The 21,069-nt window shown below is 61.0% G+C and carries 13 protein-coding genes; 4 read left to right on the top strand and 9 right to left on the bottom strand.

Going from position 1 to position 21,069, the window contains the following annotated elements; all coding sequences use genetic code 11:
- Positions 1-32: 32 nt before the first annotated feature.
- From L879_RS0103300 to L879_RS0103260, 8 genes are all read right to left on the bottom strand, one after another.
- Positions 33-1,373 carry a tetratricopeptide repeat protein gene (locus tag L879_RS0103300; protein WP_027314860.1) on the bottom strand — a complete coding sequence of 447 codons (1,341 nt, stop codon included), beginning with the start codon at positions 1,371-1,373 and terminating at the stop codon, positions 33-35.
- A gap of 45 nt (positions 1,374-1,418) precedes the next feature.
- Positions 1,419-3,263, bottom strand: a complete 1,845-nt coding sequence (locus L879_RS0103295) for a tetratricopeptide repeat protein (RefSeq protein ID WP_027314859.1) — start codon at positions 3,261-3,263, stop codon at positions 1,419-1,421.
- Positions 3,264-3,381: 118 nt separating this feature from the next.
- A complete protein-coding gene (locus L879_RS0103290; protein ID WP_027314858.1) occupies positions 3,382-6,309 on the bottom strand; it encodes a tetratricopeptide repeat protein in 2,928 nt (975 codons plus the stop codon).
- Positions 6,310-6,316: 7 nt separating this feature from the next.
- Positions 6,317-9,364 carry a right-handed parallel beta-helix repeat-containing protein gene (locus L879_RS23090; protein WP_084020683.1) on the bottom strand — a complete coding sequence of 1,016 codons (3,048 nt, stop codon included), beginning with the start codon at positions 9,362-9,364 and terminating at the stop codon, positions 6,317-6,319.
- Complete coding sequence (locus tag L879_RS0103275; RefSeq protein WP_027314856.1) at positions 9,342-10,760, bottom strand: mannose-1-phosphate guanylyltransferase/mannose-6-phosphate isomerase; 1,419 nt, start codon at positions 10,758-10,760, stop codon at positions 9,342-9,344. The genes L879_RS23090 and L879_RS0103275 overlap by 23 nt, the downstream gene beginning before the upstream one ends.
- A 53-nt stretch (positions 10,761-10,813) precedes the next feature.
- Entirely contained in the window at positions 10,814-12,022 is a 1,209-nt protein-coding gene (locus L879_RS0103270) for a PilZ domain-containing protein (RefSeq protein ID WP_027314855.1), read from the bottom strand.
- Between the two features lie 28 nt (positions 12,023-12,050).
- Complete coding sequence (locus L879_RS20255) at positions 12,051-13,517, bottom strand: glycosyltransferase (RefSeq protein WP_035458592.1); 1,467 nt, start codon at positions 13,515-13,517, stop codon at positions 12,051-12,053.
- A gap of 49 nt (positions 13,518-13,566) precedes the next feature.
- Positions 13,567-14,877, bottom strand: coding sequence for a nucleotide sugar dehydrogenase (locus tag L879_RS0103260; protein WP_027314854.1), 1,311 nt, complete (start codon positions 14,875-14,877; stop codon positions 13,567-13,569).
- A gap of 909 nt (positions 14,878-15,786) precedes the next feature.
- On the opposite strand from L879_RS0103260, the gene L879_RS20250 reads away from it, so the two are divergent.
- The gene (locus L879_RS20250) at positions 15,787-16,287 is read left to right on the top strand and encodes a lytic transglycosylase domain-containing protein (RefSeq protein ID WP_051435006.1); all 501 of its coding nucleotides are present in this window, start codon (positions 15,787-15,789) and stop codon (positions 16,285-16,287) included.
- Between the two features lie 93 nt (positions 16,288-16,380).
- Here L879_RS20250 and L879_RS0103250 read toward each other — a convergent pair whose 3' ends face one another.
- Positions 16,381-16,761, bottom strand: a complete 381-nt coding sequence (locus L879_RS0103250; RefSeq protein ID WP_027314853.1) for a rhodanese-like domain-containing protein — start codon at positions 16,759-16,761, stop codon at positions 16,381-16,383.
- Between the two features lie 242 nt (positions 16,762-17,003).
- On the opposite strand from L879_RS0103250, the gene L879_RS0103245 reads away from it, so the two are divergent.
- The 3 genes from L879_RS0103245 to L879_RS0103225 all read left to right on the top strand — a co-directional run bounded on the left by L879_RS0103245 (position 17,004) and on the right by L879_RS0103225 (position 21,064).
- Positions 17,004-17,597 carry a 3'-5' exonuclease gene (locus L879_RS0103245; protein ID WP_027314852.1) on the top strand — a complete coding sequence of 198 codons (594 nt, stop codon included), beginning with the start codon at positions 17,004-17,006 and terminating at the stop codon, positions 17,595-17,597.
- Between the two features lie 1,025 nt (positions 17,598-18,622).
- Positions 18,623-19,357, top strand: coding sequence for a TerC family protein (locus L879_RS0103230; RefSeq protein WP_027314851.1), 735 nt, complete (start codon positions 18,623-18,625; stop codon positions 19,355-19,357).
- Between the two features lie 192 nt (positions 19,358-19,549).
- The gene (locus L879_RS0103225) at positions 19,550-21,064 is read left to right on the top strand and encodes a sensor domain-containing diguanylate cyclase (RefSeq protein ID WP_027314850.1); all 1,515 of its coding nucleotides are present in this window, start codon (positions 19,550-19,552) and stop codon (positions 21,062-21,064) included.
- Positions 21,065-21,069 lie beyond the last annotated feature (5 nt).

The following is a 21,069-nucleotide window of genomic DNA, read 5'->3' as shown; positions in this document are numbered from 1 at the left end:
CTATCCATGCGGCCCTGCTTTCGACAAGGTGCTCACTGCTTTCCGTCAGGATTCAATCTGCCTTCTGCCCTGTCCCGATCGGTCGCTGGAGATTCTGCCGCCGGTTCCATCATGGAGCTTAAGGCTACGGCCGCGAGGGGATATCCGCTCTGCCGGGCGCTGCTCATCAGGGCCATGGCCTTTGCGAGGTTGACAGGAACCCCCAAGCCGGACTTGTACATGAGACCCAACCGATACTGAGCTTCCGGAAGGCCGCTATCGGCCGCCTGCTGCAGCAGGCCTGCGGCCTTCTCCGGAGAGGCATCGACACCGATGCCTTCTGCGTAGGCATGAGCCATACCCAGGATCGCTTCAAGATTCCCGGCTCTTGCTGCGCTCTCCAAAGCGGAGACGAGTTCCGGCACAAGCGCGCCCGCAGGCCGCACGGTCAGAAGGCGCGAGAGGCTTTGCCCGGCAACGGCATTGTCCTTGTCCTGAGCGGCGGCCGCGTACCAGCGGATGGCCAATCGCTGATCCTCCACGCTGGAGCTGCGCGACAGCGATTGGGCCAAGCGGGTGGCCGCGGAGGAATCGCCGCGCTCGGCTGCATAACGGATCAGACGATCCGCCATCTCCCTGTTTTGAACGCCGCGTGTTCCTCGTTCGAGTTCGAGAGAGACCTGATAGGCCGCGCCCGACTGCAGCTCCGCCGCCCTCTCGAAGAACCTGAGAGCGCCAGCTTCATCAGTCACGCCCTCCGTCCCCAGCAACAGCGCCCATCCCATCTCCACCAGAGTACTGCGGCGCCGCCCCTCATTGAGGCCTTCGAGCCATTTCAAGGCATCGGCTTCGTTGCGTTCCAGCCCGCGCCCCACGCCATAGGCATAGGCCACGTGAGCCATCGCCCGTTCATGCCCGAGACGAGCCGCCCACAGGTACCATTCAGCCGCCTTCTTCGTATCGACGGGAACACCTTCGCCCCGGTCATGCATGATCGCAACCGCCAGAACGGAACTCGAGGCGCCGCGCATGGCTTCGAAACGGAGGCGGCGCTCCAGCCTCACACGGTCGATGCCGTCGAGCACGACCTGATGGCGAGCCATGATCTTCGCCATCAGGCGGGTAGCGTCGCGGTCTCCGCGCGACATCGCGACCTTGGCGGCGTTAAGACCGGTGACGAAGTCCTGCGTCTCAACCTCCGCATCCAGCGCCCTCTGGCCCAGCTTGAGAAGCTGCGGGTTGGACATGGCATTCAGCTTTTCCTGCGGCAATGGTGCGGATTGCGCAGTCGGGGCCGGACGGGCGTGCGTTTCCGCGCCGGGCGCGGCCATAGCCACCGGGGTTATGCTGATGCAGAGGCCGCTCAGGAAGAGAATGTGAAGCTTTCCGAACATTCCGTTTCTCCTCATGCACACCTCCGAAGAATCCTTCTTCAGCCGTCAGCGGCGCCCTGCACCTTCGGCGCTCCTGAGCCATTCCTGTGCAACCTTCGCATTCGCGTCCGTGCCGAATCCAAGAGTCATGGCAAGACCGAGATTATGCATGGCTTCCGGATCGCCCGCCTGAGCCGCACGTTGCAGCCATTCCGTGCTGATGCGGGCAGAAAGTTCGACGCCATATCCCGATGCATAGGCCTGCGAGAGTTCCTTCATCGCTGCCGTGTCGCCTGCCTCGGCGGCTTTCCTCAGCCATGCGGCACCGGCTTCCGGCTGCGCATCCTCCCCCAACCCCAGCTGCAGGATACGGCCATATTCCCGCATGGAAGATGCAAAACCGCTCACCGCGCTTTCTTTGAGAAGGGCCAGGGCTTTCTCTCCATCGGCACCGGGGGTAGCGGCGAGCCTTGCAAGATCGGCCGCAACATTCGCATCTCCACCGCGCAGGGCTTCGGCAAACCATGCGATCGCCCGCTGAAGATCGGGATCGCCGAACTGGCCGGAGGCATAGCCGCGCGCAAGATAGCGCATGGCATCAACACGCCCCGCTGCGGCCGCCTGCTTGAGAAGGCGCAATGGCTCATCGGAGCTGCCTGCCTGCGGATCGGCCAGCAGAATCTTTGCCATCTCCGTGAGGGACCCCACATCCCCCAGCACGGCGGCGCGCCGATAGGCCGCCAGCGCCGCGGCGACATCCGGCTTTCCGTCGATGCCCGTTGCATAGAGCCGCGCGAGGCTGGCAAGAACGCTCGCGCTCTGTCCTGGGAGAAGGCTCGCTTTGGTCAAGGCTTCCGCTGCCTTCGAAAGGTTTGGAGCAGCGCCGAATTCTCCCCGATAATGACGCGCAAGAAGCTTGTAGGCCTCCTGATCCGCATTCAGTCCGGCGCGCTCCAGCCACATCACGGCCTTCTTGAAATCCTTTGGGGCACGGTCGCCCACCAGGAGACGTTCGCCCAGCAGGGTCATGGCCCGTGGCTCGCCCGCCTCGGCGGCCTTCTCCAGATGCCGCATGACAGGCTCGGAGGAGGTGGCGCCGCGACCCTGGAGATCGATCTCAGCCAGCGCCAGATCGGCCTTGGCGTCCCCCTGGCGGGACGCAGCCTCGAACCATCTCACGGCCTCCTTAAGACCGCCGGGAACCAGGGTCTCATCGCTGAGAAGCGATGCGATCCGGTAGAGAGCCGAGCACTTGCCCTGTTTCAGCTCGCCATAGAGCATCTGCAGGGCGAGTGCGGCGAGATCGTCCGTTGCACCACGCGGCACAGGACCGATCCGTCCGCTGCGTTGAAGCCGGGCGAGGCCGATCACGCCGTCCACATGCCCGGCCGCGGAGGCCGAGCGGAGGAGACGCTCGGCCTCCGCCACATCGGCGCCCTCGATCCGCCCCTGTTCATGCAGTCGCGCGAGAAGTACTGCGGCATCCATATTCTGCATGGACACGGCCGCCCTCAGATGGGTCGCAGCCCGCTCGGCATCGACGGGCCCGGCGACCGGATCGAGGAAGAGCTTGGCCAGGCGGAAATGAGCCCTGTCCTGTCCCGCCCACACGCGCTCGGCGAGGGCCTCGAGAAGCCGGCGCGCCGTGAGGGGATCCCGGTCGAGCATGCGACTGCCTTCCGCATAGGCGGTCGCCGCCGCATACATCTCCTCAGGATCGCCGACAGGCTGCGCCTTGGTCCATTGGCTCCAATCGCGCGTCAGGTGCGGCTTGGGCGACTTCGCGCAGATCTTGCTGAAATCCGTATCCGGTGTGAAGGACCGAACAGATTGTGCCTGCGCACCGACCGCTGGGCTGAGAGCAAGCGCCAAAGCCCAAGCTGGAAGAGCGGCCTTGCCGAAGAACCGCAACAGGAGGTTCCCCCAACGCGGACTTCCTGAACCCACGGGTGTTATCGCCCTCGCTCCCCGTTCCGTTTTGCCTCGTCCGTCACTCCGCCATGCTGCGCCGATCGTCATGGTCACGCCCTCATTCCGGTTGCGGCGCTGCGCTCGCCTGCCTGGCGAGGGCCTTCACGGCCTGCGCATGGCCTGCTTGGGCAGCCTTTGCGAGCCACTCACGAGCAGCCGCATCGTCCTGCCCGGACGTGCCCTGCCGGTAATGCAGCGACAGACGATACATGGCGGCGGCATGGCCGCTCTGCGCGGCCTGTTTCAGCCAGCGCTCGGCTTCGTGGGCATTCGCGCTTCCTCCGATTTCGTTGAGACGATAAAGCTCGAACATCGCATCCGATGAGCCGAGGGCAGCCGCGCGCTCCAGCCATGTCCTGGCAAGCAACGGATCGGCCTGCGTCCCCAATCCCACTATCAAGGCACGAGCCACCTCGATCATCGCGACAGGAGATCCCGCTTCCGCCGCGCGCAGATGGGAGACGAATGCTCCCTCCGCATCGATAGCCGTTCCGAGTCCCGAAAGCTTGGCGCTCGCAAGTTGTATCTTCGCTGCGACCAGACCGGATTCAGCGGCCCGTGACAGCCATTGCTCGGCCTTTCGCTCATCGCGCGGCATACCGCCCCCATGGAGATAGGCTGTCCCGAGACGGAGCTGTCCTTCGGGATCGCCTTGTTGCGCTGCCCGGGAATAGAATTCCGCGGCCACGCGGCGGTCCTGGGGAACGCCATCGCCACGCGCGTAAGAATCCCCCAGCGCCAGTTGCACACGCGTATCGCCCGGCTCCTCGTTGTAGAGCTCGCGATAGAGAGCAAAGGCCCGCGCCGGATCGCGAGGAAGTCCAACTCCGTCGCGATATGCCTTGGCGAGGACGAAACGGGCTCCATCGTCCCCCAATTGCACGGCACGCCGGAGCAAGGCTTCCGCACGCGCCGGATCCGGCTTCATGCCTGCTCCCTTGAGAAGCGCCGTGGCCAGGAGCGTCATCACCTCGGCATCGTTTTTGCGAACCAGCGCCTCCAGGATCGCGAGCCCATGTCCGATGGAGGCCGCATCGGGCAGCTTCAGGTAAACCAGCGCAAGCCGGCCGAGCCTCCCATCGTCATTCACCGTCGTCCTTTCGGCGAACGCGAGCCAGCGCCGTGCCGCATTCGCCTGCTCCGGCGTCGGCTGGCCGGACGCAAGGAGGTCTGCCAGCTGCAAGGCGGCTTCCGCACTGCCGCCCTCGGCAGATTTCTTCAGCGTGTTCTCGGCCGGCTGACGCTCGCCCCGGACAAGATAAAGCTTAGCCAAGGCAATCGGAGCACGGAGATCGCCGGACCGGCTGGCTTTCTCGAGCGACTCGCGCGCCATATTGACATGATCCGGACCTCCGACGTGCGCGTAGAGTGCGCCGAGCTCCACCATGGCTGCTCCGCTTCCCATCGCCGCCGCGCGGCTGAACCACGCCGCTGCGAGCGCCTGATCCTGCGGAACTCCTCTGCCCTCGCCGAACATCTTGCCGAGGCGAACCATGGCTATCGCGCTTTCGGCATCCGCCGCCTTTCGGTACCATTCCAGCGCGCGCAATGCCTCCGTTGCCGTGGCGCGTCCTGCATAGAAGTCGCCGATACGAATGTAAGCGACGGCCGACCCGTTCTCTGCAGCCTTGCGGTACCACCGCAAGGCTTCCTCATGCGTCTCCGAAAGACTGCGCCCCCGCAGATAAGCATCGCCCATCATGACGGCAGCTTTCGCGTGGCCCCGATCGGCGGCGCTCCGGAGACGTTCGAGCGCCGCCTTGCGCATGTCGTCCGTCACTTCCTCAGGATATATCAGGGCGGTGCGTGCGAATTCGTAGGACGCCGCCACGCTGTCCGCTCCAGCCGCCCTGTCGAACAATTTCAGGGCAAGCGGCACGTCACGCTCCATGAGAACGCCATCGCGGGCATGACGGCCGATGGCGACGAGAGCGGCAACATCGTTGTCGACGCGCCGGATCGCTTCCGCTAACAGCGCTTTCGCGGCCTTCTGCCCCTCTTCGCCGCCCTGACTGCGGATCTCGGCCGCGAGAACGAGCGCATGCGGGCTTCCTGTCGCGATGGCGCGATTGAGCCAGAGTTCGGCTTCACTCCCAGGAACGCCGAGGATCGAGCCCTTGTAAGGATCCTCAGCCAGGATCATCGCAGCATCGATAGAACCGCGCTGCGCGGCCAGCAGGAAGAAATCTCTTGCCTCCTTTGGCCTCTGCATCGCCGATTTGGGGTCGAGATACAGGCGCCCGAGGCGCAAGGCCGCCTCATCATCGCCGAGATCGACGGCGCGCCGATACCATTCGATGGCAATCCTCAGGCGCTCGGGCCCTTCGCCGGTTGACCGGTAATGATCGGCCAAGAGCCTCGCTGCGTCGGCTGAGCCTTGCCTTGCTTCCTCGAAAAGCAGCTTCACGCCCTGCATCGCATAGACATTCGCCTTGGCAGGATCGGTTTCGAGGCGTGCGAGGGCGAGTCCCGCCGGGCCGTGACCGGAGCGGAGGGCGAGCCGATAAAGATTCCTGGCGCCGTCGAGATCCTGACGGCCTCCGGCCCCCTCCTCCATCAGGCCGCCGAGGACGAAGGCCGCTTCACGGTTCTGCAGGGCGGCCGCACGACGCAGGAGCTCAAGGGCTCGCTCGATGGATTCCGGGTCCCGGCGCTGCGCCAGAAGCAGCTTGGCCCGCCGGAGCGCTGCTGACGGCCAATGAGCGCCCTGAACCGCCAAGGCCCGCTCATAAAGGCTCTCCGCCTCCCCGATATGCGGGACCTTGAGCGGGTTCGTCTCGCTGATGGGCAAGCCCCCCTGAAGCATGTCGGCCTGCGCCACGAAAGCGGCGGCATCCTTGTGCTGCTTCAGTTGTTCCATCGCGGTCATGGCAGCGATGAACCGGTCCCTCGGATTTGCATCCATGCCCCCCTGGGCCCGCGCTTGCCCGCATGACGGCACAAGGGCCAGAAGATTCAGGATCAGGACGAGGAGCGCGGATCTCATGCTGGCTCTAGGTCCCCTGTGAGAAATTGCTGAAGGCCTTCTGCTGCACGGAGCCGGTGACATCCGTGCAATCGGAACCGTCCGCTTGATCGAAGATCGGGAGCCCGGCGCTCTCCTGGAGATATCCTTGCTCCCGCAATCGGCAGGCCGGCGCCGGCCTCGCAGGACGGCAGGTGCTTGCGATGAGAACTCCTGATGTGGATGACAGGCGCAGCAACGGCCCTTCCAGTCCGCGATAATCTCCACCGAAGAGGCGGCGGGATTGCTTCACGAAAGCGTTGCCGAACATCGCCAGCCCGGATACGCCCTGTGCGTTGATGCCGACCCCATTGGACGAGATGATGTTCTTCCCGAGAGACAGGGCTGTCACTGGCGTGAACGCCCCCTCCTCCGCCGCACCGCTTTTGCCGTTCGTCCCAACCGCGATATTGGCGATATAGGCGCTCACTCCCGCATTGAGGTTCGATGCGATGCGATTGCCATAGGCGCCCACATCGACGCTGTTACGAACCTTCAGGCCATCCCGCCCATTGCCGGTCAATTGATTATTGCTCAGCACATTGCAGGAGCTTTCGAAAACGCTCACACCGTCCTGTGCATTCCGGAAAGCACTGTTGGCCTGGACGATGTTGTTGGTGCTGTTGCGGTCCAGGACGATTCCCGACCCGGCATTGTCGAAGGAGAGGTTTCCAGAGACCACGCTGTCGCTGACATCGCGCGACAGCGTAATCCCCTGCCGCAGCATCGTTCCATAGACCGTGTTGAGCGCGATCACGCCTCCTGCCGAGCGGTCGTGAAGATCCAGTGCATAAAGAATGCTGTCGCGAAACTCATTTCCGACGACCTGGACATTCTCGGATTCATAGGAGTGGAAGCCGATATAGAAATTGCGGAACAAGCTGTCGACCATAATCCCGGAAGGACGAGCCTGATCCCGCAGCTCCGTCACACGATCCGGACCGGAAGAATAGGACAGGCCGAAGGACAGGGCATTGTCGTAGCCCAGCGCCGCCAGCGTGGAAGCCGCCACATTCATGCGACCGTCGCCCCAGGTCAGCAGGAAGGGACGAAAGCCGCCTTTTCTCTCGCCGTCGAACCAGAGAGGCTGCACGCGTTTCTCATCATAACCGACGACCTCGGCATCAACGATGTCGACGGTCCCCGCATTCGCAATGAAGGTTCCCGCATCGGCGCTCAGGCGGTAAATCGGAACATCGAAGCGCGACAAAATCAGCCTTGCTCCGGGAGCGACGAATACAGGAGCGCGAACGATCAAGGAATCGCCGTCGAAGGCGATCAGGTTGCCCGCGTCCGTGCCCTGCAGCGCGCGGGCGACCATCCCCAGCGTTGCAACGCCGCTCTGAACGACGATCATTTTCGGAGACGGAAGACCCTGGTATTGGATCGCCTGCTCCAGGCGGGTCGATCCGTCCGCTCCGTCTTCGAGAAACTTTGCCATATAGGGATTATGATGGGCAAAGGTGCTTCCGACGACGGCGCCCTCCGGCCATGGTACATCCTGCCGAACATCGGATGCCGTGGGAGAGCTCCGAGGAAAGGCCATGCGTTCCGGGATCACCTGCGGATCGCCTGTTACGATCAGTGTGAGTCCACGACGCGTCTGCAATTCCTGTCGATCTTCCCCGAGCTCTTCCCGTACCGACTCAACAGCATCGGCAGCGGCGCGATCTTCGCCTGAAGATGCCGCGAGCAGATTGGCATGGATCTCCGCCATGCGGCGAAAGGCCTTGGTTCTCAGCCTGTCATCCGAGACCGAACGGATCAAGGCAGCCGCTTCGATGATACCATCCGGAAGAGATGCAACGGCATGCGCTCGCTCGACCTTGGCTTGGTCATCGTTCGTCTTGCCGCCGTCGGTGATCCACGGATCGCCAAGCGCGATCTCCTGCTTCGTCCAATTCGGATCTTTCTTGGTTCCGATGCGGCCGAGCAACTGCTCGGCCATTCTGGAATAGCCCCTGCGGCGCAGGTCATCCGCAAGCGAAAGCCGGATTGAGTCCTTACCGGAACCGTCTGGCCATTGGTTGACGATGTCTGCGGCTTGAAGCGGCAGATGGTGCGCGACATGATCCGCGACAAGCACGGCAAGGTTGTTCAGCTGCCGCTCAGCCTTGAACGATCCCTGCGCCGCCACCAGGGCCGTTTCGCGATCCCGCCGCCGGAGCGCGGATGTCAACAAACCCGCAAGAAGAGCCTCGCGCTCTTCTCCATCGGGAAGAGCCAGCACAAGGGCCAAACTGCCGGAAATATCTCCGCCCTCAAGGCGACGTCTGGCTTCAGCTATCAGCTTGGCGTCGGCTTCCTTCTCGAAAGGGCTGCCCTGGAGTTGCTCCCGCGCCAGCCCGTGACGAGCGAGAGCGCGCGCTCGCGGTTCGGAGATCGAAGACAAGGCCCGGTTTGCGATGAAAGCACCCGATGCTCCCAAGCCGATGGAAAGACGGGCCACGACCTGACAGGCATCGACCCTCGCACCGATCTCCAGTATCGCCTCGGTCGCGTCCAAGGCGAGCGAGGCATAGCGCAAGGCACGGTCCTGTGCACCAATCTTTCGATAGGCATAGCCAATGTCGATCAACGCAGCCGCACGACTGGCCGGATTTCGCTGCTCGCTGGCAAGCTGATACAGAACACCGCCAAGCTCCATGCGGTCGGCACCTGAGGGGGCGGAAATCAGATCCCCCAGGGATGTCTGGAGCAGTTTCGCAGTGAGGGAATCGAAACTCACGCCGAGCCCAGCCAGACGGGCAAGTTCCGAACGTGCGGTGTCGAGCAACTCCCTTGGATACGCGCTGTCCTCAGAAGCAAGTTTTTCCAGTAAGTTCAGTCGGGCTCGAGCGACCTGATAGAAACCGGCCTGCTGCTTCGTTCCGGCACCAGCCTGCTCGGCCGAGAGAACGGCTTGTCGCACTTCGCCCGAAAGGCGGGTGATGTCGTTTCCATCCTGCGCCATGACATTCCATGCCAGCGCCATGGCGGCGAGAAAGGAGGCAATGCGCAGATGAAGACAGCCGTCAGATCGTGACGATGCGGTCATATTTGTCCTCCAGACGCACGATGTCGTCTTCGCCGAGGTATGAACCGCATTGAACCTCGATCAGATGAAGCTCATCGTCACCGATATTCTCCAGTCGATGTACGTCTCCCTTTGGAATATACGCGGATTGATTGGCCGTCATGACGAAGACCTTATCGCCAATCGTCACGCGGGCCGTTCCCGAAACGACCGTCCAATGCTCGGAACGGTGATGGTGGTATTGTAAAGACAGCCTTCCGGCGACATCGACGATGATGTGCTTGACCTGGAAGGTTTCACCCGAACGCAGGGATTCGTAGCAGCCCCATGGGCGGCGCACTTTCTTGTGAAGGCTCGCCTCGGGCCTTTTCGCGGCTGCAAGCTCGGCAGCCAGGCGGCCGATATTCTGCGCCTGATCCAGCGAGCTGACGAGAACGGCATCGGCCGTGTCGATGACCACGAGCTTCTCGACACCCATGACCGCGACAAGCCGGGAATTGCCATAGATATAACTGTTATGGACATCCTGAAGAAGCGTGTCGCCGCGGGCGACATTCCCATTTCCGTCCTTTCCTCCGATATCCCAGAGCGCGGACCATGAGCCAAGATCGCGCCAGTCGGGAGCCACGGGAACACAGACCAGGCGGTCGCTGCGTTCCATCACGGCGTAATCGATGGAGATCACGGGCGCCGTATCGAAATCTGCGGCAAGCCTTATGGTGTCGTTTCCTCTCTGGGCCATGGACAAAGCGCGCCGCGCACAGGCCAGGACATCGGGAGCATAACGTTCGAGCTCCTCGAGGATCGTGCGGGCCGTAAACATGAAGATCCCGCTGTTCCAGAGGTGCCTGCCATTGGCGACCAAGTCCTCGGCCATGGCTCGCTTCGGTTTTTCGACGAAACCGGCGACCATGAAGCTTGAATCGTCAAACGGCTCTCCTGCCTCGATATAGCCAAAGCCGGTTTCGGCATGAGTCGGCTGGATGCCGAAGAGCACGATCCGGCCTTGACGCGCTGCCACCGCTGCATGAGCGACGGCTCGGGAGAAGATATCGACCTGTTCGATCACATGATCGCTCGGGGCGACAAGCATCAACCGGTCCGGATCTTCCTCTGCGACGAGGGCAGCCGCAGCGGCAATGGCAGGCCCCGTGCTTCTCACGCAAGGTTCGACGAGCAGTCGCGCAGTCCGCGTCCCAAGCTCTCCTATCTCCCTCAGGGCGATGTCGCGATGAAGGGAATTCACGACGATGAGCGGCTCCGCATATTGCTCGGAACAGAAACGCTGCATGGTCTGCTGAAACAGGCTCGTGCTACCGGACAGAGCGTGAAACTGCTTCGGCTCGCCGGAACGCGATACCGGCCAAAGACGGGTGCCCGATCCGCCACACATCAGAACCGGAATGATATTGTCCATGTCGATCTCCAAGAGCTTTCGATTAAGGCCGTCCGGATCGGGACCCGGGCAGATCAGTCTTCCGATTTGAGCCCGGCCATTCTCCTCCCGTCATCGGCTTCAGGCTCTCCGGTCTTGTCTGGCGCCGCCGCCATCTTGCTGACTTCTTCGAAGATATCGGCAATAACGTTTCCTGCCCAGCTTGCCGCAGCTTGCAGTTTACCGACCACGGCCCTGATCGTTGATCCCTCAAAGGTGTTGAAGACAACGGAGACGGGCTCACCAATAGAGGTAGGCTCCAAGAGCTGCCCTGGTACGATTTTGATCTGCACATTCTCTGAATTCGCAGAATCTTCGGTGACAATCGGCACGCGTTCGAGCTTAGCTTCCCTTACGCGACTCCCATTGGAATATTCGACGACAGCACTCGCCCCCCGGTAAAGCCGCAACGATTGATCTTGGGAAATGCTCGCCGTGATGTAAGGAGAGCTGTTCTTCTCACGCAATGTAAGAACCGGCTCTCCCTCCCGGACGAAGCTGGCAGCCCGGCTGTAGCGCAGCTGAACCACGCAATCGCAAGGGCTATCGATGACGACGCTGTTGCCATGCGGCTCCTGGATGGTCAGAAGCGGCTCCCCTGCCTTGATCTCATGACCGGCAGCAACGAAGGTCAACTGACCGTTGGACGGTGCGGGAACGGTGATGAGGTCGGCGGTGATCAGAGCCGATTGCGCCGGGATCATGTAAAGCCGCTCGAAAGCACCCATCCCGACAAAGCCAAGAAGAAGAAACGTGACCGCGGCAATCCCGGCATAGCCTGCGGCGCAGCGTCCATAGCGGCTCAGGCGCGTCACGAACCCTTGGGGCTGAGGCCGCGCGGGAACCTCACGGGTTTTCCCGTCATTGCGCCGGGAAACGACCTCCAGGATGTCGCCGGCTTCGACGACGTCGCCGGCGAGATAGGCATCCAGAACGAACCTGATGAGGCTATGCTGGCGCGGCGAGACATCGACAAACCTCAGTCCGATGCGGCTGTGTTCCTCAGCAACATAGCGAACCTCCGCATGAAGGGGCAATGTGAGCTCATAGCCGCTGAAGGGAAAGGCAAGCGTCAGGTCGAGAACGGATCCGGGCTTGATTTCCATCCCGCCGTCCCGCAGGCCGAGCCCTCCCACGGAGATGTCGATGACGGCAATTTGCTTTCCATTGTAAAGGCACTTTACGGGAAACCGATAGCGTGGGTGCTGTCTTTGAACCTCGGCTTCGTGCGTAATCTTGGTCATTCAACACTCCAAATCGGAAACACCGGCATCAAGGAAGGAACAGCGATGGGCTCGGTGTCGGGAGAACATCCATGCCCCAGGCCAGAACCGTCACGAAAGCGGCGAGCGCGAGGCTGTGCATGTAGGCTGACATGAAGCCGCTGGCGATGAGGGGACGCCTCGCTTGCGTTGCCGATGTGGTCTTCTGCCGTGTCCATTTCTGCCGATCCAGGCGGAAGGTGACGTGAACTTTGACCAGAGACCCGAATATCTGGTTGAAGTAGAGAAGAAACGGGTAGAACAACGACACCCTCGGCCGCGAGGCCAGCAGGGAGAGCGTCAGGATGTAGCGCGTCGTGAGGATCCAGAGGACATAGAGAAGGATCGCGTATCCGCTGACGAACAACCCGGCCAAAAGCGCAGCTGCGAACCCCACGAGCGAAGTCCACATAGACATCCGCTGATCGAGAATCGCCCACCAGGTGAAAAGACCGATCCTCGCCGGCCCTAGGGCGAGAGCACGCGCATTGGTCCTCAGCATGTTGCCGAACCACCTGACCATCAGCATCGATGCTGCGGAAACGAACCTGTCGGACGGCGGATCCTCGACGGTCAGAACGACGACGTCCGGCACGTAGAGCATTTTGTAGCCATTCCGAAGGAGCCAGAACCAGCTCGACTTGTCATCGCCTGTGAGAAACTTGAAGCGCCCCAAACGCCAGTGATCGATGTAGTCGATCTCCACCTGGCGGATGAAATCCGGCGTACAGACGATGCTCGCCCGGAACATGGCCATGCGGCCGGTCAGGGTCAGGACGCGCTCGGACAAACCGACGGAGGACATGAGGGTGTGGCGCTGGGCGAAGCGCAGGGAATACCATTCCTGAAAGATGCGCCTGCCTCTCACTTCGCTCAGTTCGTCGGTCGTCAAGGCTCCGACCCGTGGATCGAGACGGAAGAACCCGGCGCATTTCTGAACGAGATCCGGCGGAACGATGCTGTCCCCATCGATGACGGCAACGACATCGTTTTCCGCGGGGGTACGGCGCGCAATCGCCCGGAACCCATAAGCGAGAGCATCCCGTTTGCCTGTGCCTGCGATCCGGACGACGACCAGATCGACCTTTTCCTGATCCCCGCATATCTTTCGAAACAGCGACTTGATCAATCTCTCGTCACCTGCCTCGACGAGAGACGCGACGACTGTCGCCCTTCCCGGAGCAGCCAGGGCGGCTTCGAAAGCCGCCTGATAGACTCGTCTGGTCACTGCGCTGTCGATGCGAAACGAGGTCACAAGGAGGTATGCGCCTGGCGGATCGTCATGAACCGCTGCGTCGGCGTTCTTTCTTTGGCGCGGAAAGACGATCCTGCGAAAGATGAGCGCACGGATGAAGTGGAGGCATCCCCACCCATAACGCCATAGAGCAAGAAGGCCGATCGCACCAACGACACCACGACTTGCCAGGCCGTAAGCCTGAGCTGGCAGCGCAACGGCGAAGGCTGCCAGTGCGATCACGTAGAGGACATGCGCCCCTAGCGTCTCGGAAAACCGGACGCCGCCGCTGCTACCAGCAGATTCCCTGATAGAAGTCACCTGAGCACCTTGTCTGGTCAATGCGGACGAGATCGATGAGCGGCCGTTCGTCGTCGACGATGTCCACGATCCTTCCTGCCTCGTCCCGGTTACCCAGGACGAGCGCCTCCGCATGATCGACGACGTCGTTGATATCGTCCGTCAGGAGGGACGCAAGGTGCGGCAAGTGAGCCCTTACGAACTGCAGGTTTGCGCCAGTGAGCTTTGAGACCTGGATGTTCGGATCGTAGATGCGAATGTCGTATCCACGTCCATAGAGGCGCTCGGCGAGCTCGACCAACGGGCTTTCGCGCAGGTCGTCCGTGCCCGGCTTGAAGCTCAAGCCGACGATTCCGATCCGGCGCTTTCCCGTTGCGGCAACCATCGCATAGGCACGCCGCAATTGCTCTTCGTTCGCCAGCATCGTCGCATCGAGGAGCGGGGTTGGAACATCCAGCTTGCGCGCCGCGAAACGGAGAGCGCGCAGATCCTTCGGCAGGCAGGATCCGCCGAATGCAAACCCGGGCTTGAGATAGGCCTTTGAAATGTTCAGCCGCGTATCGGCACAGAGAACATCCATTACCGCATGACCGTCGATTCCTGCATCCTTGCAGATATTGCCGATCTCGTTGGCAAAACTGATCTTAAGCGCGTGCCAGGCATTGTTCGTGTATTTTACGGCTTCCGCCGTGCGGATCGAAACGATGCGCGGCTCGGCCTTGAAGATCTTGTGAAGGTCGAGCAGGCTATCGATCGTCGCCTGATCGTGACGCCCGAAAATGATCGCACCAGGATCGTAGTAATCGGCGATGGCTGTGCTCTCGCGCAGGAACTCCGGATAATAGGCGACCCCGAACCCGACACCGGCTTGACGCCCTGAAACACGCTCGAGCGCCGGCAGAACGATGCTTTCCATCGTTCCAGGAAGAATGGTCGAGCGCATGACGACGGAATGAAAAGCGTTCTTCTCGCGAATGGCTGCGCCGATCTGCTCGATGGCCGCACTCACATAGGACGTGTCGAGAGATCCGTTGGCGCGGGAGGGGGTTCCGACACAGACGAAGGACAGGTCCGTGCCATGGATCGCCTCACGCACGTCGCTGGTCGCGACAAGTCTCTTATGACGAATGCCGCTCTTGATCAGCTCATCCAAGCCCGGTTCGACGATGGGGCTGATGCCCTCATTGAGAGACCCGACCTTCTGAAGGTTCGTATCGACTGCAATGACGTTATGTCCGTCATTGGCCAGGCACGCTGCCGAAACGGCACCGACATAGCCAATCCCAAAAACACTAATTTGCATTAGGCCGTTCCTGCCGAAGAGCTGAGAAAGCAAGGCGCCAAATTCCTTGGATGCGCCGTTCACAGTCCAATAAATACTACCGCCTCGGTAAAAATCTCTTCACTATTTCGGCTTGAGAGATAATCCAGACGGATTAAACAAGGATTACTCCGCCCAATATAATTTATTAATACACAATATCTGCATGCCATATTCAAGCGAAAGAACAGATATATACATTTAATAATAAAAAATAACACTTAAGTAATAATTTATATTGCAAATATACCTTAAAACAGTCGAGCGCAGAACTGAGACGGAAGAGCATTTTTTTCTTCACCGGAATGATGTCCTGATCGCTGTCTCGACTACGATCTGTGCTTTCGGTGCGATGTCCGCATGCAAGGCAGCAGATCCGAATTCATCTCGGCGCGACGAAACGCGTATGGATGTCCGATTGCAGGCGAATAAGCACCGAGCATAGTGATGCTCAGGGATGGCTCTCATCCGCCAGGAGTGCTGTTGCCCCTTTCGGGCGGAGATGCTCGCTCAACGCAGAAACCAAGCCATTCATGGAATCGGTCGTTGGCCGATTAAGCTCATGCGATGCTCGCAAGAACTCATCGGGACAAGCTATCCACTTGGAACTTGTTGCGAATGAGCGATAAGCTTCTCATAATGACGCCACGTTGACGCACGGATTTTCTCTACCGCCATCGATCCTCAGCGGGAGTAAGCTCTGCGATAATTCACAGGCGATCCGTTGCCTCAGAAGAATTACCACGAACGCATAAGGCGACGATTGTAAAGCCTCAAGAACAACGGAAAGCAGCACGTCTGTGCATTCTATCCCGTATACGGATACAGCCAAGCTGACCTGCTCTCGCCACGATTGCTGATGACTAATCCCCTTCAAACAAGGGGACCTTCATGATTTCTCGTCTTGTCATGGCAAGCATCGCGATGGCTTGCATTTCACCGGCCATGGCCTCCGACAGGGTTGCAATCGACGCGTTGATTGCGCAACACGCCAAGGCCCACGGCATACCTGAAACATTGGTTCATCGCGTCGTGCAGCGGGAGAGCGGCTATAACCCGCGCGCCGTGAACCGAGGCAATTTCGGCTTGATGCAGATCCGCTATGCGACTGCGCGGGGCATGGGGTATCGCGGCCCGGAATCCGGTCTGCTCGACGCCGAGACCAACCTGACCTACGCCGTCGCCTATCTGGCCAATGCCTATAAAGTTGCCGGAGGCAATCAAGACCGCGCCATCCGTCTTTATGCCGGGGGCTACTATTACGAAGCGAAGCGCAAGGGCCTCCTCAGCGCGCTCACAAGAGGCATCGGCGATCCTGCCTCGACCGGATCGATCACGGCCTCAGCCGAACCTATCCCCAGCGTCGCCAGCACGTCGGTCGATATGCGTTAGGATGGCCGGGCGGAACGCCGTCGTTCTCATCGATACGCGGCGCTCGATCTGAAAATCCGAGCGCCGAGCGACTATCGGCCGTCCCGTTAAGGTTCAGGCCGGCTCCGTATCGATGCCGGCTTCGGCCAGATCCTTGAACCCGCCGATATTGAAGACCGCCGTGTATCCCATGTCCTGCAAGGTCTTTGCGGCGAGAGCGGAACGACCGCCGGATGCGCAGTGCAAGAGGATGGTCTTATCTCTTTGAAAAGCCGGGTTGTGATACTGGCTGTCGGGATCGGCCCTGAATTCCAGCATGCCTCGCGGCACGTTGAGCGCTCCCTTGATCCGGCCGGTTTGCTGAACTTCGCCCGGATCGCGCACATCGACGACGAGCACGTCGCCGGATTTCATCTTTTCGGCCGCTTCGTTGGGAGACAGTTTCGGAACCGCGGAATTGGCCTCTGCGAGAAGATCCTTGACGCCCTTCGCCATATTTCCCTCCAAATCCTGAACTGCTTCGTGGTAGCCGACAGAGGCTCCGCCCGAAGAAAACCTCTGTCAAGGAAGAACAAGGCTGACATGACATCTCCGCACCAAGGCCTGTTGAAGACAGACGCAAAGCGACGACATCTGCATAAGGACTCTGGATGCAGACATCCTCCAATCGTTCAGCTTAGAATGGCCCGAGGAGACAGCCTCTCTCAATGGTTCCTCGCAAGCAAACCCATTCACCGATGACAGCGTTGCCGGACATTGCCTTTCTCGATTTCGAGGCGTCTTCCCTTGGCAAATACGGCTATCCCATCGAAGTCGCCTGGGTTCTTGGAGACGGCGAAGAGGAAAGCCATCTCATTCGCCCCGCGCCGGGCTGGGGCGACTGGGACATCGAGGCTGAAGCCGTTCACGGCATCTCCCGGGAGCGGCTCGAGGAAGAGGGAGAGCCGGTGGAAGACGTCGCCCGAAGAATGCTTTCCGTTTTGAGCGGCCGCGCCCTTTATGCCACAGCGCCATCCTGGGACGGCAAATGGCTCAGCAGGCTCCTGCGCGGAGCAGGTCTTCCCCGCCATGCGCTGCGCATCCAGGATACCGAGGCGGCTCACACATTGGCCATGCGCGAGGAACTCCAGGCTGCCGGCATCCCGGAGGATTTCCACGCAGACATCATGCAGGCTATTCTCTCAGCGGCTCAGCGCCGGGATAGCGAGATTGGACCGGCCGTTCACCGGGCCCTGGCCGATGCGCGACGCGAGCAACGCCTGTGGCGCGACATTCGCCGCCTCGCCCGAGAGACCGCAGAAGAACGACGCCAGGTCCTGCCCGATCGTTGAGCAGAACGATCGCCGTTCCTCATGTGTAAGCGGCAATGACATCCGTGACGACGGCCGACGCATTTCAAAGATCGTCAGGTCCGTCAGTATCCGTCAGGAAATTGAGGCGTCGGATCCTGATCGGGGCGCGTGAGGACGGTGATGCGTCTTCCATCCGGGAGCTGGAAGGTTCTCATTCTCATGACCTCGAGGCCGGCATCGAGGCCTTCCTGGATCGATCCATAGCGCACCCCACGGGTCCGACGGTCAAAGGCGTTGCGCGGTTGTGCCTGCGAGATCTGCGATCCTGCTCCGGCCCGGCGAGCCGCCTGATCCTCGCGCCTAGGCGCACGGCTCGATGTGCGAGCTTGTTGCGCTTGGCTTCTTACTTTGCTTCCGGCCGTCGTTTTCGGTCGAGCCTGTTCATCAGCGGCCACGCTTCTTCCGGCTTCGTCCGATGCCGGCTGCGGTTCGCGCCGTTCCTTATCGGTGGCCGCCTGCACATCCGAGGAGGGAATGCGATGCGTCGGCTGCGCGGAAGATGAAGGCTGAGGTGGAGCCGGCGCCGGCGCTCCAAGGGCAGGTCCCGTTGATTCCGGAGGCGGATCGACCCAGGGCCGCCCTGTTTGAGCATAAGCCGCCAGCGGGTTCGCGAGAGCGCCCAGGAGCGTGGCTGTCAGCAGCCGACATCCCGATGATCCTGCCATAACGGAACTCCATATCATTCTTTAAGGAAACGCTTCTCACACCACGCCGGGTTCCACGGCTGAGCCTGACGAGTGACGGAACGATGCCAGCCTGCCTGGGCACGGCGCGAAGTCAGCGGAACACCGTTTCAAAGCCCAGCTTCAAAACCCAGCGCCGTGCATCTGCCAAGGTGAGCAGCGTCCATGATGCGGCGGCCACATTCTGAAAATGGCTCAAGTTCGCCCGCCTTCAAGCTGCTTTCGAGAATTGTGGAGGATTCGCCTTGAAAGAATACCCTTCGGCTCTTGTGCAAGCTCAACAATATCCGAAATAAGGCCTGATAGAACAGGAACAGCTTTATGGATCACATTCTGGCATTGGCAGCGGACCCGGCGGCGTGGGCTGCGCTTGCGACCCTTGTCGTCATGGAGGTCGTTCTCGGGATCGACAATCTGATTTTCATTTCGATCCTCACGAACAAGCTGCCCGCGCACCAGCAGGCGCGAGCCCGCCGCATCGGAATAGGCCTGGCCCTGATCCTGCGCCTGGGCCTTCTCGGAACGATCGCCATCATCGTTCAGCTCACGGAGCCGCTCTTTACCGCCTTCGGCCACGGCTTTTCCTGGCGTGACCTGATCCTGATCGCAGGCGGCCTCTTCCTCGTCTGGAAGGCGACGAAGGAGATCCACCATAACGTCGATCCCAATGCAGGTCCCGATCTCTTCGAGAGCGACCGGGCCCAGATGAGCTTCGCTTCGGCAATCGTTCAGATTCTGCTCCTGGATCTCGTCTTCTCCATCGACAGCATCATCACGGCGGTCGGCATGACCGATCATGTGCCGATCATGGTCGTCGCCGTCGTCACCGCCGTCACGGTGATGCTCCTGGCGGCGGATCCCCTCGCGCGCTTCATCCAGGCCAATCCGACAGTCGTCATGCTGGCCCTCGGCTTCCTGCTCATGATCGGCACGGTCCTGATTGCCGAGGGCTTCGGCGCTCATGTGCCCAAAGGCTACATCTATGCGGCAATGGCCTTCTCGGCCTTGATCGAAGCCCTCAACATGCTCTCGCGTCGGGCCCGGCGATCGCGCTAAAACCACTCATGCTCGGGCGCGGCGACGGTCGATCCGCTGCGCCCGAAATGTAATTCCGTTCCTTGACACAAAGATCAATCGTTCACGTTAACCTTTGCAATAGCGACCCCTTCCAAGTTTCCGCTATCATGGCGTCCGTCAATTCTCGCCGGCTCGCATAACACTATTCGCGCCACAGCCTTGCATGGCCCCATGAAGCGTCTGCTCTCGGTCGTCTACCTGCACCTGATCGCAGGCATCATTGCGGTGGGGATCCTCGGGATATCGGCGCACATCTTATGGATGGATCGCCAACACACGTGGCAGGAGGCGGAAATATCCTCCCGCAACGTTCTGACCACCATTGCGCGCGACCTCGAAGGCAAGCTCGAACTGCTCGACCTTTCCTTGAAAGGCGCGATGGAGGGGTTGCGCCATCTTAGCGTTCACAAGCTTCCTCCCGATCTCCAGTATCGGATGCTTTTCGATCGCGCCTCTTCCGCCTCCTTCATGGGTGTGCTTCTACTCGCCGATCGGGCGGGCAACCTCATTGCCGATGCAGGTCCGATCATCGCCGAGCGCTCTCTGAACGTTTCGGACCGGGAGTATTTCACCGTTCACAAGGAAAAATCCCATGTCGGCCTGTATGTGAGTCGCCCCTTCGCGAGCAGGACGCCACAGCGTGAGTTTGCCATCGCCATCAGCCGGCGAATTCCCGACTCGAACGGCGATTTCGCCGGGGTGGTCATGGGATCGATTGCGCTACGCACGATCAATCAGCTCTTCGACAATCTGAGCCTGGGCCAAAAGGGAGCGATCAATCTGTTCCGCAGCGACGGAATCCTGCTCACGCGCTATCCCTATGACGAGAGCCAGATCGATCAGGATCTCGGCAATTCGCCTCATGTGCAGCGTCTTCTGCAGGCGAAGTCCGGCACCTTCGACTCGATCTCGCCCATCGACGGAGCCTGGCGCGTCATCTCGTTCGAGCGGCTGGACCGGTTTCCGCTGGTTCTCACGGTCGCCTTGTCCGTCGACGAGATTTTCGCCGCCTGGGAGAGAAGAGCCCTGGTCCTGAGCCTTGCGACACTGCTACTGTGCTGCGCCGTCGTCGGCCTGACTTTTCTCTTTCAGCGGGAATTGAAGCGCCGCATGCGCGCGGAAACCAAACTGAGGCGCGTTGCGCGGACCGACGACCTCACCGGCCTGCCGAACCGCCGCGCCTTCCGCGAAACCTTCGAGCGCGAATGGAGGCATGCGGTCCGATCTGCATCCCTCCTGTCCTTGCTTTATGTCGACGTCGATTTCTTCAAAAGCTTCAACGACCGCTATGGCCACGGACGGGGCGATGAAGTTCTGCGCGCCATCGCAGCCGCGCTCGATGCCAATATCCGCCGCCCGAGGGACGTGGCTGCCCGTTACGGCGGCGAGGAATTCGCCGTCATCCTACCGGAGACGGATCTGAAGGGAGCCCTGATCATCGCCGAGAAGATCCGTCTGGCGATCCTGGCCATGGGCATCGCCCACGAGAGCAGCCCGTACCGGAACGTGACGGCCAGCATCGGCGCCGCATCGGCGCAGCCGCTCCGCGGGAGCAGCAGGGAAATCCTGCTGGAAGCCGCGGACCAGGCCCTCTACCGGGCCAAGGCGGCAGGCCGCAACTGCGTCCGCATTCCAGAGAGCGAACCCCATCCACCTTTCAACGACCGACCCAGCGCTGCGGCCTAAAAAGC

The organism is Microvirga flocculans ATCC BAA-817 (assembly GCF_000518665.1).
GTDB classification, from domain to species: domain Bacteria; phylum Pseudomonadota; class Alphaproteobacteria; order Rhizobiales; family Beijerinckiaceae; genus Microvirga; species Microvirga flocculans.
This window is presented reverse-complemented; position numbering and strand designations above follow the sequence as displayed.

Bases quoted from the DNA above. Each gene is read 5' to 3' on its own strand.
- L879_RS0103300 (WP_027314860.1), bottom strand. From the start codon at position 1,373: ATGTTCGGAAAGCTTCACATTCTCTTCCTGAGCGGCCTCTGCATCAGC.
- L879_RS0103290 (WP_027314858.1), bottom strand. From the start codon at position 6,309: ATGAGATCCGCGCTCCTCGTCCTGATCCTGAATCTTCTGGCCCTTGTG.
- L879_RS23090 (WP_084020683.1), bottom strand. From the start codon at position 9,364: ATGACCGCATCGTCACGATCTGACGGCTGTCTTCATCTGCGCATTGCC.
- L879_RS0103275 (WP_027314856.1), bottom strand. From the start codon at position 10,760: ATGGACAATATCATTCCGGTTCTGATGTGTGGCGGATCGGGCACCCGT.
- L879_RS0103270 (WP_027314855.1), bottom strand. From the start codon at position 12,022: ATGACCAAGATTACGCACGAAGCCGAGGTTCAAAGACAGCACCCACGC.
- L879_RS0103260 (WP_027314854.1), bottom strand. From the start codon at position 14,877: ATGCAAATTAGTGTTTTTGGGATTGGCTATGTCGGTGCCGTTTCGGCA.
- L879_RS20250 (WP_051435006.1), top strand. From the start codon at position 15,787: ATGATTTCTCGTCTTGTCATGGCAAGCATCGCGATGGCTTGCATTTCA.
- L879_RS0103250 (WP_027314853.1), bottom strand. From the start codon at position 16,761: ATGGCGAAGGGCGTCAAGGATCTTCTCGCAGAGGCCAATTCCGCGGTT.
- L879_RS0103245 (WP_027314852.1), top strand. From the start codon at position 17,004: ATGACAGCGTTGCCGGACATTGCCTTTCTCGATTTCGAGGCGTCTTCC.
- L879_RS0103230 (WP_027314851.1), top strand. From the start codon at position 18,623: ATGGATCACATTCTGGCATTGGCAGCGGACCCGGCGGCGTGGGCTGCG.
- L879_RS0103225 (WP_027314850.1), top strand. From the start codon at position 19,550: ATGAAGCGTCTGCTCTCGGTCGTCTACCTGCACCTGATCGCAGGCATC.